1 protein-coding gene is annotated in these 478 nt (G+C 66.7%); it reads left to right on the top strand.

Annotated elements, in window-relative coordinates; translation table 11 throughout:
- Positions 1-478, top strand: a 478-nt coding sequence (locus ASG00_RS17140) for a preprotein translocase subunit SecY (RefSeq protein WP_442922607.1), incomplete at both ends; no start/stop codon positions are given.

Raw genomic sequence — 478 nt, 5'->3', positions numbered from 1 at the left:
TGCCTCGGGCACCCAGGGTCTGCTCTCGCTCGTCAACCTGTTCTCGGGTGGCGCGCTGCTGCAGCTGTCGATCTTCGCGCTGGGTGTCATGCCGTACATCACGGCCACGATCATCGTGCAGCTGCTGCGCGTGGTCATCCCGCACTTCGAGACCCTCTACAAGGAGGGCCAGTCGGGCCAGGCGCGTCTGACGCAGTACACGCGCTACCTGACGATCGCGCTCGCGCTGCTGCAGTCCACGACGCTCGTCACCGTCGCCCGCTCGGGCCAGCTGTTCGGAACGACCGGCGTCGCGGCGTGCAACCAGCTGCTCACGAACGACGCCTGGTGGGCGCAGGCGCTCATGATCCTCACGATGACCGCCGGCACGGGTCTCATCATGTGGTTCGCCGAGCTCGTCACCGAGAAGGGCATCGGCAACGGCATGTCCCTGCTGATCTTCACCTCGATCGCGGCGACCTTCCCCGCGGCGATGTGG

It is taken from the genome of Microbacterium sp. Leaf351 (assembly GCF_001423825.1).
Lineage (GTDB): Bacteria > Actinomycetota > Actinomycetes > Actinomycetales > Microbacteriaceae > Microbacterium > Microbacterium ginsengisoli.
Note: the sequence above shows the minus strand (reverse complement) of the source record. Positions and strands in the feature narration are given on the sequence as shown.